Source organism: Rhodopila sp., from assembly GCF_035548095.1.
In the GTDB taxonomy this organism is placed as follows: domain Bacteria; phylum Pseudomonadota; class Alphaproteobacteria; order Acetobacterales; family Acetobacteraceae; genus Rhodopila.
Window position 1 is genome coordinate 12184 of the sequence record NZ_DASZUV010000008.1, and the last position, 16092, is coordinate 28275.

The 16092-nt window shown below is 60.2% G+C and carries 6 protein-coding genes; all 6 read right to left on the reverse strand.

The features are described 5' to 3' along the window. Window positions 1-8: 8 nt before the first annotated feature. From VHC04_RS08235 to VHC04_RS08260, 6 genes are read right to left on the reverse strand one after another with little or no spacing between them, the layout of a single operon-like run. Window positions 9-773, reverse strand: a complete 765-nt coding sequence (locus VHC04_RS08235) for an HNH endonuclease (RefSeq protein WP_325679925.1) — start codon at window positions 771-773, stop codon at window positions 9-11. After that, the gene (locus VHC04_RS08240; protein ID WP_325679927.1) at window positions 773-2734 is read right to left on the reverse strand and encodes a hypothetical protein; all 1962 of its coding nucleotides are present in this window, start codon (window positions 2732-2734) and stop codon (window positions 773-775) included. The genes VHC04_RS08235 and VHC04_RS08240 overlap by 1 nt, the downstream gene beginning before the upstream one ends. Beyond that, window positions 2724-7571: an Eco57I restriction-modification methylase domain-containing protein gene (locus VHC04_RS08245; RefSeq protein WP_325679929.1), complete on the reverse strand. Its 4848-nt coding sequence runs from the start codon at window positions 7569-7571 to the stop codon at window positions 2724-2726. Before VHC04_RS08245 ends, VHC04_RS08240 begins: the two co-directional genes overlap by 11 nt. Before the next feature lie 3 nt (window positions 7572-7574). Beyond that, the gene (locus VHC04_RS08250) at window positions 7575-10340 is read right to left on the reverse strand and encodes a DEAD/DEAH box helicase (protein ID WP_325679931.1); all 2766 of its coding nucleotides are present in this window, start codon (window positions 10338-10340) and stop codon (window positions 7575-7577) included. Continuing rightward, window positions 10337-15517, reverse strand: a complete 5181-nt coding sequence (locus VHC04_RS08255) for a DEAD/DEAH box helicase (RefSeq protein ID WP_325679933.1) — start codon at window positions 15515-15517, stop codon at window positions 10337-10339. Before VHC04_RS08255 ends, VHC04_RS08250 begins: the two co-directional genes overlap by 4 nt. Before the next feature lie 59 nt (window positions 15518-15576). Next, window positions 15577-16089 carry a GNAT family N-acetyltransferase gene (locus VHC04_RS08260; RefSeq protein ID WP_325679935.1) on the reverse strand — a complete coding sequence of 171 codons (513 nt, stop codon included), beginning with the start codon at window positions 16087-16089 and terminating at the stop codon, window positions 15577-15579. Window positions 16090-16092: the final 3 nt, after the last annotated feature.

A 16092-nucleotide genomic window follows, 5' to 3' on the forward strand; every position in this document is an offset into this window, starting at 1 on the left:
TGTTCTCTCTACGAGGCCAGGCTGACTCTTCGCGCGCGCTCCCGGTGGCGTGCAAGCCGACGCCGGTGCTCATCCGTCAGCGGAATGGGGGTGCTCCAGCGCAGTTCGGCACGCGCTTGCTCGCTCAGACCGGACGAAAACTCCGGCTTGCCCTCGTCGTCGAAGGTCACGAGTGCGCGGTCGAATGCGGCGTCCCACAGTGCTGACAGCAGTAGGCCGTTGTGCACGTTGAGCCGATCGGCATCGCTTCCGCAGTCGGCCCACGGGATGATGTGCGAAGCGCGTAGCAGGGCTGGTTCGGAGATCCCCGTCAGGGGACAACGCCGTTGCCAGTAATCCATCAGGCGGTCGCGGAAGATGTCTTGCCCTATCCTCTGCAGGATCAGCCGCTCGGCCTCCGTACCGCCAGGCAAACCATTGACTTTAGCTTGGAACTCTCGAAGCGGAGCGTCAGGTAAACTGGCTGCCAACTGATAAATGCGCGACAATGCGGCGTAGAGTGAGCCAAGTGAATCAAAGCTATAGTGTGCAAGCCCAGGTCCGGGCATGTCGACCAAAGGACCGCCGAGTTCCCTGATCGCGCCAGCATGATCGGCTGCGAGAAACCATGGGCCGGACGTGCCTTGGGAAGCAAGCCAAATGGTTCCTGGCACGGTCGTTGATTGAAATGCCGCCCAGCCGCCCACCTCACCCAGTGGGCGGCGAAAACCATTCTGTTCAGCCGCCTTTTGGCATTCAGTCGAGACAATAAAGGACTGAGGGGTTGCGATCATCAAAAGTCCAGAGCGAACAGCCGTACCTCAGCAGGCGTGGATGAAAGTTCTAAGCGCATCGCGTCATGATTGCGTGCCCGTTGAGATGGAGCAGTAGTAGTCGTAATTATGTATTGAAACAGAGGCAGGGTCGCCTTGTCTTCCAGGCCCAGAACGAAGTCGAATAGATTGGAGTATATCTCGGCATCCAGATCGGCCTCCCGTGGGCTGTCATGCACGAGCAAGGGTGGCATCCTCGCTTTGCCGTTTACAGAAAGGATCATCGCCGCCAGATCGAAGGCTACGATCTTGAATGACTCAACTGCGGCCGTTGATAGTCCGACGCCACGGTCCATCAGTATCTCTGTGTGCAGTCCGTTTCCGTCGAGACGGATTTTTCCATCACATCCCTTGGGCATCAGGCTCGCGACCAGTTGCTGAAATACTATCTCCAAGTCTCCGATCGTTGATGCAACGCTTTCGCGCTCCAGTTTGATCGAATCTCGTCGTCCTTCGATCCTGGCCTCAATGTCCTTTAGCCGCCTCGTTTCCTCATCTCGATCAGCCATCTTGCGATCGAACCAGCGGACTTCTCTCACAAGCTCCCTTGCTTCCTCTACTTTGCGACCCGCGACCGTAAGCTGTTGTTCGAGGCTCTCGAATTCGCGATCAATATTCGCCAGCTCGCCACTAATCTGGTCAATCTGCGAGGCAAGTTCGTTGATAGTGCCAGGCAGAGAGGCTTTCTGGGCCTCAAATTCCTTTATCCCTTCTTCTGATTGCTGGATTCGGCTTCGCACGGCATCGAGATCGCATCGCTCCGTGCTGATACGGCAACCCTTGGCAAGGACCTCGTCAATGTTCACTTGGCAGATGGCGCATCTAACGACCACCCCGCTTTCGAGGCGCGCTTGTTCAACGCCCTGTTCTGAGCGGGCGGCAGAAATTTGTGCCGGCAAGGTTTTCAGAAGAGCCTGCGCGTCGGCATGCCTCTTTACTGCTTCATCCTTCTCCGCCTGGAAACGCATTCTCTTCGATGTTAGATCGACTCTAAGCGGTTGCCCCTTCGTGTGTGTAACGCCGATTGCCTTCGCCACTTCTTCATCGGCTTTGTCTATCAATTCCTTTCTGACTATTGTGTCGGACGGATCACGATCCTTGGGCAGTGAGAGCTTCTCGCATAATTCGTCGAAGCGGTTCTGCTGAAACCAATGGAGATGCCCGAGCTCTTGTCGCAATTCATCCCTTTGTCGGACAAGACTCCGGACTTCCGATGCTATGGAAATTTCGTTAGCCGATAACGCCCCAATGGCAAGGCGAACGACCGCAAGCTTTGTATCGAGAGAAAGCTCTTGTGCCGGAGATCCGGACCCCGAACGTTTGGAGCGCCAGTCGAAAACGTCATCCAAGCGGCATTCCTGATCACGCGCGAGCCAAGCCAGGATGACGTCCCAAACCTGGTCCGGCGACAAGTTGTCCGGCACTTGGTTTCGGTACTCGGTACAGAATTTATCCGAAATTACTGGCGCGATCGTAGACGGATCGGTGTCTACCAGCAGCTGATCGAATGTGTCCTCGATCCGCTCCGCCTTGGAACTACGAGAGGGAACATTCATTCCGATCGGGCGTGTTACCACCCAGCATTCACCGTCGATAATGATCTCGGCTCCGACGAAGCCGTGGGGCAGCTTTTGCTGCATCAGTGGTCGTTGCTCCTCATTGGCGAAATGACGCTCGCCAAGGCAGTACCGGATCAGTCGACAGAAGGTAGATTTGCCACTTCCGTGCGGTGTGGAGCCCTTTCCGTTGGTTGAAAGATCTGGTGACCAGATAATGTTTACCCCTCGACGCAACGAAATGTCCCGCAGCAATGTTGAAGCGTCCTTCCAGATTGCGAGGCGCCTCACCCAAAGCCGCGGTCCAAAATCTTGGTGACGAACAATGAACTCGATCTCCTGCGGCTCGAAAAGTTTAAGCTGCAAGGCGGCCCTCCCTTATGAAAGGGATGATCTCCGCAGTGACTTGTGTCAGCCCCTGGTCCAGATCGACCGACTGCAGCCTTGACCAGGCGAATAGAGCACGCCCGACAGAGGGATCCTCAACATGCAGGGTGGATCTGTCCAGCCTCGGTCCCGCGCTCCATTCACTGCCATCTGCCGAAACATCCAGGACAGCCGCCGAAACCAATTCATTATAGGCGGCGCCCCAAGCAGCATTCGTTGGCGGCGTCATCGTAGCGACACTCTCATTGGGCCTTGCTTGCTGCCCCACGACACGTTGCCATTCGGCCAGGTCCGACGATGACAAGAAGTTACCAAGAAGGCGAGGATTCAGACACGCGAGTGTGGCCAGCCGAACGCGGCGAGCATCTGCAGCACTCGGAAGAATGCCGACCATTGCTCGAAGTTGGGCGCGGACACGGTCCCGTTCATCCAATCCATGGGTCCAAGCCCAAGCGCCATTCGACACGTCTTCGAGAGACGGCAATTCGACTGGGACGGGAAGCGCATCAGAGGGCCGCTCTGCCTCCATCCGCTTCCACGCCTCCATGACCAATCGCCCGGTGCGATATTCGCCGTAGAGCCGGACTTCCTTTTCCTTCAGGACGCGGAAGGTCTCGGAGGGGTAGTCACCGCCTTTGACCTGGGCTGGGTCTAGGACGTATCGCTGTTCTTCCTCGGTCAGGCCGTATTTCCGTGCGAAGAAGACATCAAGGTCAGCGCGCAATTGAGCGCGACGATCCTCGTTCCACACAAAGGGCCGACCGGAATATCCTAGATCCTCCGCCCAAGCCTTCATGGCGTGGCTGGTATAGGTCAGCTCCAGCAAGCGTGGCCGGATGAAGGCAAGATCGTCTGTGGAAAAGGCCGAAGGTGGAAGCATGGGAAACTGGTTCAAATAGCCAAAAGTCAGATGCGTGCCGCCGATCTTTTGACGAGCGATGAAGTCAAGCACAACGGACGACAGGTTAGCGAGAAACGCGCCACTGAGCTCCGCGTCAGCGTTAAGAAAAAACTGGGGCGATGTATGCCCCACCGCCACCTTCGGGATCACACTCGCGATCACCGTCCGCTCATCAGTCGATCGGCAGATATCGCGCCACCCCATGAGCCAACGAGGCTGTTTGGCTGCAATCAGCAGTTCAGCGAGGGCGAGCGCATCGCTCGGTCCCTCGGCAATGTAAGTGAGATCGACTTCCAGCAGCGGTGTCTCGCGCTGCATGTCGGCTCCGGCGGCAAGTGTCTTGGGATCTAGCAGGAAGCGTTCGGGCGACGCCTTGAGCGCTCCACGCCAATCCTGAGCACGGCCGAGGAAACGGACGATTTCGGCCTCTCGCGCTGGCTTTCCTTCAAGGGCGGGAATAGCACCAGCCAGCCAGATCACAAGCGCCTTGAGTGCAACCGCGCGAGCGCCTTCCTGCGCATCGGTGTCTGATTTCCGGCGCCCCTTTCCGCCTTCGTCTCGCGCCAGCCTGATGGCACTTTTCAACGCCGACGGCACGCGGGCGGCGCGTAAGATGACCTCTTCCTCTGGCACCCAGTAGCGCGGCGAGGGTTCGAAGTCTGGACTCTGCTTTTCGGCAAGAGTGCAGTCGCGTGCGGCTTCTTCATCATCGCTTGCGCTCATGCCATAAGTGGCCCAGCGATGATCGAAGTGGTGGATCATCTTTGCTTCATAGAGCGGCACACGGCGTTCGGCGCCCGTCGCCGTCTCCAGCACCCAGTCGGGGCCGTCGCGCCGCCAGCCCTCGGCTGCCAACTGGTCTGGTGCCTGAAACCACGCGGCGTCTTCCGCCATGTGCCAGATTCGGCTGTAAAACGTGGCACCCCAAGGATTCCCCTCCGTCCCCTTCGCCTCTTCGATCAGCACGGGTGTACGCGCGTAGAGCTTCGCCGTCAGCTCCGCGTCCGCTCGCGAGCGGAAGACGGGCGCCGTCTTCGTGTTCGGATTGATGCGGGCGATCTCTTCCGGCGTCAGCGTGAAGTGCCGTTCGCTTTGCGCAAGCTGGGGCGTATTGGTGATGAAGAAGGCGAAGGAAGCTCGATCTGCTGGCCCCATGCTGAGGATGCAGAACTTGTAGCTGCGATGAACACTGGGGAAGATGGCTTCGCGGTTCTCGAAGTCGATAAGTTGCGCGAGCCGCTTGCTGGTGACGAGATTGCCGAAGAAAAGCGATGTGGACGAATCGGTCGCGATGCCAGTCGGCACGATTACACCCGCTCGACCGCTGCGTTTCGCGAGGCACGAAAACAATTCGGCGAAGAGCGCATAGGTGTTCACGTCGCCGCGGCCGGTGAACGGATAGCGGCTCGATGAACGGGCAAATTCGCTCGCCGCCTCAGCCGTGCGCTTTGCGAAGACGAAATCCCGCCACAGGCGTCCATCTGCGCTGTCAGGATCGGCCTTTTCGAGAGCGTCGATTAGCTTCTGGCGCTCTGCCTTGTTGGGCGCGCCGGCGAGCGCTGGCGAGCGCGCGGCGAAGAACTCCTGCTCTTGGAGCTTTATACGCTCCCACGGCGGATTCCCGATGACGACATCGAAGCCGCCATCACGCTCCATGATCTCTGGGAATTCGATGAACCAGTGGAACGCGCCGACTTTCTCGGAGGTTAGGCTCGCTCCCCGGCGAAGATGCTCGGCGGGCGCATGGCCTCCCGCCGCCTGCCATACATGCTCGGTGAGCGGCATGACGTCCGTCCCTGCGACGCCGGCTGATTTCGGCGTGAAGAAGGCAGCCATATAGAAGTTGGCCGAGATATAGAGGTCGCTAGCCGTCTTCAAGCGCTGCCAATCATCCGATGCGCGTATCGCCTCGAAGCCACGCGCCTTCGCCTCGACACTACTCAGATCGTCCTGTGCGATCTCCTTGAGCCTGTGATCCTGCTCGGCAAGGATTTCCGGCGGCGACCAGTTCTTGAACAGTAGCGGATGACCTTTCGCCCGATCGCGCTGTTCCTTGTTGAGGCGGGCGTAGCGGCGGGAAAGTTCCTTGTCGTCACCTGTCAGCGGCTTGTAGGCCTCGTCCGGCAATCCCTCTCGCAGCATCGCGCGATCAAACACGCCGATCAGGCTGTCACCGCAGCGGATCTGCGCATCGAAGAAGGCGAGCGGCCGACCCGGCTCCAACGCCTCAATCCAGAGTGCAACCTTGGTCAGCTCGACCGCCATGGGGTTGCGATCCACACCATAGAGGCAGCGGCAAGCGACATCGCGCAAAGCGTGGCGGCGGTCCTCCTCCGATGGGAGGCCGCCAGTACGCATTCGGGCGACACGCTCAGCAATCCTGTGCGCTGCCGCCAGCAGGAAATGGCCCGATCCGCAGGCCGGGTCGATGACAGTAAGCTTCAGGAGGTCTTCTGCCGGATCGCCGGCTCGAGCCTCTGTCTCGTCGAGTATCGGATCGAGCGTCCTATCCAGCAGGAGCTGAACCAAGCTGTCCGGCGTGTAGTACGAGCCGGTCGTCTTGCGCTGATTGCCCCGTTGCTCGGCAGCCTCCGATGCGAATAGGAGGGTCTTGCCGTCGTCACCGAGTTGCGGCTGCAGTTCGAGTAGAGATTCATAGACCGACCCCAATTCCTCAGTCTTCATGAGGCGCCAATTTACCGGCACCATTCCGGCTTTGTCGGAGAGCCAGGCAAGGCGGTAGATCGCCTCCATGAAGGCACGGTTGCGCAGGCGAGCGGTTTCGAGATGCGGCAGCTTGTCGGCGCTGAAAAGACCGCCAAGCGCCGGCAGGGCAAGCGCCTCCTGCCCGCGGGCAAGACCGCGGAAGACTACCTTGATGCCTTCATAGCGGTCGTGGTGCTTGTCCCAGGTGGCTGCGCGTACCGCTTGCGCCCGCAGCGCGGCGAGGCCGTAGCCCTCCGCATAGAGCTTGCGAGCAGCAAGCTTCTTTGCGCGCTGCGGATCATCTTCCTTGATGGGCGGGTGCAGTGAATCCCGATCCTCAGCCACCATCAGGAAGATGAGGCGGTAGACGAGGCGCAGAAGCTCGTTGAACCACTCGGTCAGATTGACTTCGCCCGATTTCAGGCGTGCGGCGAGAGCCGGATTAGCTTCGAGGAAACCAGAGCCGAGCACTTTCAGTGCGGTTTCGACCTGCGCCGCCAGCCGGTCGCGAGCCGCTTCGCCTTCGCGCGAGCCAGCTTCGCGCCAGCGTTCGAGCGCGCAATCGGTGACGGGCGTGCCGGCGAGCCCAAAGCGGGTCCGGTGGATCAGAGACCAGAGGACCGCGAAGGAGGCGGCATCCTCGTTCGTGAAGATTTGGGCCAGATCGGCTTCGATGTGGGCAGGTCGGGTCAGCGAGGCGTTGTCACGCATGAGGCGGAGGACGGCGCCGTTTGTGACCAGGCCCCACAGCGCATCATCGCTATCGTTGAGACAATCCTGAAGCGCGAAAGCCGGAGATCGCGAACGATCGGTCGACAGCGTCGCGCTGCGCCTGTCGAGCTCCTCTTCGGAAGGCGGTACAACGACGATGGGGACGCGGCCGCCAGCCAAGAAAGAGATCACACGATCGGCTGGAGCGAGATCGTCGAAGCCGAAGGTTTCCGCGAGGAAAGCTCGGACGAAGCGCTGTGTCGCCTCGACCGAGGGATTCTGAAGCTTCGCGAATTCATCGAAATGCGACTGACCGACACGGAAGGCGGTCGAGATCTCCTCGCGGATCGTCAGTCCCTTGCGGATCCTGTAGTCCTCCTCCGTCTGCTCGGAGGCTTGTCGGCGGTCGATGCTGGCAACCATGGCTGGCGCGATGAGGTTGCCCTCGAGGGCAAGTGAGGGCCAGGCCGACATGTCAGTGACGGGCTTGCGCGCCATGGCTCACGCCTCTCCCGGCATGAGCACGAACAGACCTATGACGTCCGGTGGCATCACGGGCTCCACGGTGACACGCGAGGCAGACCCTGACGCGGCGCGAAGACGAGCATGATCCGACATGAGCTCGTGCGCGCGTGACCGGACGAATTCGGCGATCGTCCCTTCGAGCAGGCCCAGGAGATCTTCCTTCGCTCTCGCGATAAACCTGTCGCGTGCGACAGGCGCGAGGTCCGACGTGGCTGGTGCACTGAGCCATTCCCGAGCGATTTCCCCAACTGCCACGATCCGACCGCTCTGGATCGCGACAAGGGCTGCCTCCTCCGCCAGCAGCAGCCGTTCCTTGCGGGCGTGGACGGTCAGCTTGAAACGGATACGCAGGAGGGCCAGGCGAGTCATTTGTTGGACGCCGGCGGTCGGCCAGGCGCCAACCCGGCCGATGCCGAGACCAGAAAGGGACTCCGGATCGAGCGAAGCCTCGACCAGCGCCTCGGCGAGAGTCGATGTCAGGGGATGTGTCCTGGTCAGCAGCGCGGTCCCCGACGGCGCCGGCTCGGTCGTCGCTAGGCGCACCGATCCGCTGAGATCGTGCTCCGCCAAACGCTCTCGCAGACCGGCATCAAGGGCGTCGACATGAGCCAGGAGCACCGCTTTCCGGCTCTCCAGGGGTACGCCGAAGCGTGCCATCGCCCTTTCGACAAAGAGCCTGGCATCCGCTGGAGAGCCGAGAAGCGTGCGGACCTTCTCCCATTCCGGGGCGACTTCCTCTGGCTTCATCGCGTTCTGGGCGAAACGCGCGCGAGACTTCTTCTCGTTTTCGGCCGTGTCGCGCCACCGCGCCTCCATGACCTTGGCACCGTCGTCGAGGCGAAGATCGAGCGTGAGCTGACGGGACACGCCTCGGCGCAGCATCATCGACGCCATCAGCGCATCCGTCACCGGCCCTCGCTCCTCGGGGAGCGGTACAGTCACGCCTGTCGCTTTTCGGATCTCCTCGGCTTTCCGGAGGATGACTTCGAGCACTGCGCCATCGATCGCGCTGTCCGGTGAGAACATCATGATCGATCGGACGAGTTCTGCCGGCTGGCCGAAGCGGTCCACTCGTCCTTCGCGCTGCTGGTGACGCGTCGGATTCCAAGACAAATCGTAGTGGACAACCGTGTCGAAGAGCTGCTGGAGGTTGATACCTTCGGATAGGCAGTCCGTGGCGACGAGGATGCGTTGGACCGGCTTTTCGTCGTCGAGCGTCGCCATGTCGGCGACGCGATCGCGGCGCTCATCCGGCGTAAGAACGCCCGTCACCGCTTCGATCTCCAGTTTCGGGAACGCCTTGCGCAGGCCATTACGGACATGCTCGGCCGTCGCCAGATAGCGGCAGAAGACGACGGGGTTGACGCCCTTCTTAATAAGTGGCGTCAGTGCGTCGACTAAAGCGGATAGCTTCGGGTCTGGCTTGCCGACGACGTCCTCGGCCTGTTTCACCAGAGCGAGAAGCTCCGGGTCGGCGTCAAAGGTCGTACCTGGTTCGATGTCGACCGCGTCCTCGTCGTCGCTGTCCTCATCGTAGATTTGTGGCTCGAGCCGATCGCTATCGGTCGCCATGCGGTTTCGCAGGGCGCTCAGCGCCGCGGCCGGCGACGAACCAACGCAGCGCATCAAGGCGAGCGTGCCCCAGAAGGCCAAGCGCTGCTCCCGCTGCCCCGATCCCACACGCGAGACGATGCCAAAGCAGTAATCGAGCACCGCCTCCTGAAACCTGCGATGGGCCTCGGATAAGCGATATGCGAACTCCGTCGTCTCATGCTTCGGGAAGGCGCGATCTTCGTGCCAGTCCCCCGAAACGAGGTCGATACGGCGTCGCTGCACGAAGTGCCGTGCAAGGCGCTCACGGTAGCGAACGTCGTCGAAGTCCATCGACGCATATGACGGCTCGATCAAGGAGAGCAGGCGTGAGAAGGCGTCTTCGTCTCCGGAGTGCGGCGTTGCAGTTAGAAGGACCATCCGCCGCTCTGGATTTCGGGCGAGCCCCGACAGAAGCTCGAAGCGCTGCTGTCGTCCCTGATGCGTGCCGACGCAGGCATGCGCTTCATCCACGATCACGAAGTCCGGACAAGCGCGCGCAAAACCTTCGCGGCGCTTCTCGGCCTTAATGTAGTCGAGGCTGACGACCGTGAAGGGATAGGCGTCGAACAGGGTTTGGGCGAGCGGCAGGCCACGCTCCAGCCGGCTCGCTGTGCCGGATGTGACTGCGACAGCATCGATCCCGAAGCGACCCTTCAGCTCTCCCACCCACTGCTCAACAAGATGCGGCGGGCAGAGCACCGAGAAGGCTTCCACCTCACCCCGATCCATCAGCTCGCGCAGGATCAGGCCAGCTTCAATCGTCTTGCCAATTCCGACATCGTCCGCAATGAGAAGGCGCGGCACCGACAGGCGAAGGGCCATCAACAGGGGCACGAGCTGGTAGGTCCGCGGCTCGAAGGCGAGCTGCGCGGCGGACCGGAAAGGTCCGGCACCTCGCCGCAGCGTCAGACGCATCGCATCCGCCAGCAGTGCTGCCTTGGCCTGAACCGTCGCGGCAGCATCGGCAGGCAGATCGAAACGAGCAGGCTGGACCGGGAAGATCTCGAGCTTCGGGTCGAGGATCACCGCATCATTCTCGCTGCCCGAGAGGGGGCGAAGCGCCAGAACGCCATCCTGCGGCGACGGCAACGCAACCCACTCACGCCCGCGGGCACGGACCAGATCTCCGGGGGCGAAATTCACCGTCATTGGGACGTCCCCTCAAAGATCGAGATCATCGCGTCGGGCACACCCGTAGCAATCGATCCCGGCAACTCAAACAGCGTCCACCCCTTGGATTCAGCTTCCTGGCGGGTGACGTTCGTCAGAGAAGAGACGCAAGCAGCGACGAAGTGGCTGCGCCAAACGAAACTCATCTCCTGATCAGAAAAGCTGATGCTGGACCCATCTGGAGGCGGAAGCCCGGCGTCCTTGAAGGCATTTATCCAGCCCCCGCCCTCGACCGAATGACTCGGCACTGGGGCAAGCACTACCTGCCCCCGCGCCAGATCGATCAGCATCTGTTTCGCTTCATCGCTCGTTCGATCGATCAACTCGTGATCGGGCTGGTTAAAGTAGGAGAGCAAACAGCGATAACACCCGCGAACACAGGCTTCGCCATCACGGTTCACGAGCAGCTTGGCATTGCCGGCTGTAATTGCTTCATCGACCTTCTCGAAATGCATCAGGGTTAGCGCTTCGCGGGCAACGTTGCCGAGCGCTTGCGGATCTTCGATCAGGCGGCTCAACACCCCGGCGCCGCCTTCTGTGGCTTCATAGGCCAGGACGGCCCGACGGTTATCGCGGTCGGGCAACGGCTCCCCAAGAACCTCGCCTTCCTCGAGCTGGAAGACGACTCCGACGCCCCTCATGAGGGCATGCTGGACCGTCGCAATTGTTGTTGGCGCATACGCGGTAGGGTCATTGAAACGTAAGAGCAGCGCGTTTTTATGGTCACGGACGATGGGGACAATCCGAACTGGCTTGACGACATCCGGCGGTACATCGACATCGGGATCTTCGTCATCCGATTTCGCCCAGTAGCCGCTGCGCGGATCTATATAGAAGCCGAAAACGGTTTGATTTGCGCGCCGCTTCAGTCCCTTGTTGATGCGGCTGATCTCGGCACTGTTTGCATATTGCAGATTAAAGATCGAAGTGTCCTCGCAGCGAAAATCAGCCTCGATGATCTGCACGCGGCCGTCCCGTTTCGGCCAGGAAAAGACGGTCTGAATGTCAAATCCCTGCCGGACGCGCTCTTCGTCATTTGCCGTGATCCGCTCAGCAGGGGCAGCTTCAACGTTGTCGATCCTGAGAGTCCGCTGTACTGGCATCTCGTCTGCCATTGGACTGTTGCACGCGTGACAGCGCTCCACCTCGCTGTCATGACAGGCGCCGCAGTTCGAGCAAATGTAGATATCTCGGGTCGCAAGTTCCGCTCCGTCCCCAGTTCGGACTTCCGGTGGCAATTTCGCCTTCATGACTCTGTAGGCACGGCCTTCGTGGTAGATCAGACTCCGTGGCCCGAATTCTGAGATGGCAAGAAAACGGGCGCGCTGGAGAAACGACCCAGTCTTTCCTTCGCCCGGAATGAAGGCATAGAGAGGCAATCGAGGGAAATTGTAACCTGGAAGGAAGCCTTCCGTTGCGAGATAGCGATAGGAGTAGAAGTCGGAGCCGTTTGAGGCCTTCCCCTGCTCCAGGATCGTGATCTGGTCGCTTGCCTGCATCTGCGCAGCTTTGATTCGACGACGGTCGGCACCCGAGAGACCTGTGATCTCTGATCGCGCGTTAGCTTCCATCAGTTGCGTTCGGGCTGAATTATAGAGCTCCCGCCAACGACCGAAGGCACGATCAAACTCCAGAGGCGCGCGCTGGGCCACCTGGGCGACAAACTCATCGGGCTCGATCATCCACGCCGGCTTCCGGCCCTCCATAGAAGCGAGAATCTGATCGAGAATCCGCTTCATCGGGGCGTGCGCTGCTATTGCTAGCTCGGGCCGGTCGATGGCGTCGTGAATTTCCGGCTTCAGCGGGTAGCCGGTCTGAGCCAGATCGAGGATCTCCGGAATGTCCGGAGACAAGGCGAGTTTCGTCTCGGCAAGCCAGACTGCGTGTAAGTGCGAACGCACGAGCTCTTCATTGGTGATGTCCAGCGCCGGCGGACGGACAACGCCGGCCACCATCTCGTTGCGCCGTTCGAAAAAATACTGGTCGTGCGGTGATTGAGCCGCGCAATAGGCCACGATAACAGCGGCCTGCCCGGAACGCCCGGCGCGACCAGCGCGCTGAGCATAATTCGCTGGCGTAGGCGGCACATTTCGTAAGTAGACGGTATTGAGCGCCGAGATGTCGACGCCGAGCTCCATGGTCGGCGAACAGAACAGTGCGGGCAGAAACTGCTCCGACTCGCCAGCCGCCTTGAGATCGGCGGCATTCTTGGCGAGATTCTGCTGATCGTCCCTTTCGAATCGAAAGCGCCACTCGCGCCATTCACGTTGTCTCTGGGACACTTGCGCTGTGTGTTCGCGCCCCTCGAGGCCCCAAAAGCTGCTCTGGCCAGCTTTCAGATCGGCAGCGATCTCATGATAGAGATCGTGAAAATAGCGGTTGCCCTGCGCTGCACCGCTCCGAATGGCTTCGCCGGGCACAATACGGACGCCTGATGGCGACAGGCGCCACCCTTGCAGGTCTTCCTCCAAGTCGACACGCGACACCAATCCTTCTCGTGCGAGGAGGCCCATTAGCCCGGTCATGACCGTCAGGTAGTCGGCCCTGCCGAGTTTGATCCCGATGACACTCTTGCGATTGATGAGGCGTCCAATACGGGAATTGTGGCCGGCGCGAACAATCGTCTGTTCCTCTCGCAGGCTGACCTGGTCTTTGCCAGGGGCCTGAAGGAACAGAGTCGTTCGGCTCCGGGGCGTCTCCTTAATGTCGATTGCCCACGGGGCGCGCAACAAGTTACGGGACTTCTGGGCAACTCCCTCGAGAACCGTCGGATCGAGAGCTTCCGTTCCGGCGGCCAGGCCGTCGAGCATCGAGGCGAGAAGGAGTTTGAGCATTGCCTTGCGCGCGCTCGCGTCGAGCGCGCCGAACTCCGGCCGTATGGCTGTCAGGCGCGCGGTATCTTCCGCGATTTCATCGAGGCCGATGAACTCGACATCGATCAGCTTGAGAACGGAGAGGCTCGGGTTTGTGTAGCGCCATCCTCGGCGTAGATCCGTCCAGAGCCGATGAGCAAGGACCTTTTGGAGGGAACGTTGAGCGTCCTCCCGAACAACTGCTCCAGCCTCGGGATCCTGCATCCAATGGACGCGTGCATCTCGATTAGCGGCGGTGAAGCCGAGCGCCCTCACGGTCCGCAAGCCGAATTCGTCCTCGGTCAAGCCCTCGTCGCCTGCATCTAAAACGGCCCGAAGGATCGCGCCACGCAGGAGGCTGACAAACAAGAAATCGTTGAAATGCCCGGCCTGGAGGGCGGCATCCTGACGATTGTCCGTGAACCCGAGGAGCTTGCGCTTTTCTTTAGGGACGCCACTGTCGCGCCTGTTCATCCATTCGAGTGCGGTCGCAACGAGAAGCGTCGTGGCCGAGCTTCGACCCTCGCCCGACAGGCCCGCCAGTTTAGTGCGCTCCCGCATATTGGGATGCGGCTGATCGAGACAGCATGGGCAGAACCCAAACTTGCCGGGTATGAACCAGAAGCTCTTCCCCGATGAACCGTAGCGTCCGTCGGGCAAGACCGTCACCATCTGAGGCGCCCGGCGTTTTCGGTTCGCGCGGAGCCGTTCGACGCCGTTGCGCTCCTCGCGCCAGTCCTCGGGATAGGATTCGATCTCACCCGTGAACGCATAGTCAGGATCGCCGTCGCCCGTGGGCGTCAGATAGCCCGCAGCATCTCCCTCCTGATCATCGAGCGGCGCATCGTCGATATTCCTTGGCAGAAATAAGGTGCCTTCGGCGTCCTCAGACTTGGTGACAACGTGGGCCTCATGTCCGCATTCCCGGCAGAAACGGGTCGGATAAAGACGGTGGCCGGGCGCGTTGGGATCTTCGAGCTGACCTTCAAACAGAACATTTCTGGGCTTTTCGGCCAGCGTGGTGAAAACCTCGCCTGCACCGGAGATGAACTGATGGAGTTTGAACGCCAGGAACGCGCCTGTTCCCGAACCGCCTCGTTCAGTTTCCGGCAGGCTGATGCGCGTGAGGAATGCCTCAAGACTGCTTCGGCAAGTTTCGCTTTCCACGCCACTATCTTTTGACAGCAGCGCTACAGCTTCTTCAAAAGGAATTGGCTTCTTGCGCTTGAGCTCCTGCGCGTCATCTAATCCGATCGCCAATTCAGTCCAAACTGCGAGCGGATGCTCTCTCAGAATCTTGTCGGTCAACACATCGGGGAGTACAGAGGTCAGTATGGGCGCAAGCTTCGGGCGTACGTCATCGAGTTTCAGCCGATCATCGGTCGCCCGTTCAAGCGACTCATCGATAACGGACTCTGGCCCGATGGACGTCCCGAAAAGACGCGATGCGACGTCCGCCACGGCTTGCGTTCGGTTACTATCGGATCCTTCGCTGGCCATGGTGGCCGAAGTCCCGATGCAGATTGGCGCCTTGTCCGGAGTGCAGCGATTGCGAAGGCGACGAACGAGAATGGCGACATCGGCACCTTGACGGCCGCGATAAGTATGCAGCTCATCAAGAACGATGAAGTTCAAACCTTTCGCGTTCTCTATAACTTTTGTGTCGAGGCTATCCTGCCGCGTCAGCAGCAGTTCGGCCATCATGAAGTTGGTGAGCAGAATATCCGGTGGGTCGTCCGCAATCCGCTGCCGTTCCTCCTGACTTTCCTGCCCGGTGTAACGTCGCACAACCGGCCGTAGCTCGGCGGGCAGGCCGGACTGGGAGATGAATTTCTCGATCTCGTTGATCTGACTGTTCGCCAGTGCATTCATCGGGTAAACGATGATGGCGCTGGTTCTGCGAGCCTTACCTGTCTTTCGCGCGCGAACGATTGTGTCGACGACGGGGATGAAAAAGCAGAGCGACTTGCCCGAGCCGGTTCCGGTCGTAACCACATAACTTTGGGCTGCCTGAGCCTTGGCGACGGACTGTGCTTGGTGGCGATGTAACCGCAGCGGAGCCGATCCAAACCGGAATATTTTGCCTGTCGCTTCGTCGAGAACGCCTGAAGCGACGAGATCGTCGACGGTTGGCCCCTGAAGGTATCGAGGGTTGAGCGACAGAAGCGCCTCCGGCCAGAAGCGTCCGGCATCGTACTGTCGATCAATCTCTGACTTCAGATCATCAGATCGAACAGTGCTGAAAGACCGCGAAAAACGGGCATAGGAATCGACGAGACGATGGTCGAATTCAAATGCCTTCATTTCTGAGCCCCCCGCTTCTCTCTGTTTCTTTAAGACGCGTACAGCATTGCAGCATTAAATTAATCGAACAGCCGCCGGATATCAGTCATCGGCCGAAATAGCTTCATAGGTTGATCCGGAAACGGCAAAAAACTCTCTCGTTCGTAGAAGCGGCGGGCGTTTTCATCCTTTGCATCCACGATCACCGCGAACGACGCAATCTCACTGCGGGCCGCCCGGTGTAAAGCATCGCCCAAGAGAAACCGGCCGTAACCTTTTCCTTGGTGGCGCCGGTCTACAGCGAGGCGGCCCAAAAGCGTCGCCGGGACCAGCGGATATTTCGGCAGCTTCCTCACCGTTTGCGCCGGCAGCTCGGCGAGTTGCGCCGACGTAGAGGACAGCGTGTAGTAGCCCGCGATTGTCCCCTCAGGCAGGACCAGTACAAATGGCGCGGCCATATTCTTCCGCGCGTCCTGTCCTGCCTGCGTCCGAAAATATCGGTCGAGCGATTCTACGCCGCTCTCAAACTCTGATCGGTCGTGGCTCGAAACCAGCGGCTCGACGCGGAGACTCTCTTCAATGCCACCGGCCACGCG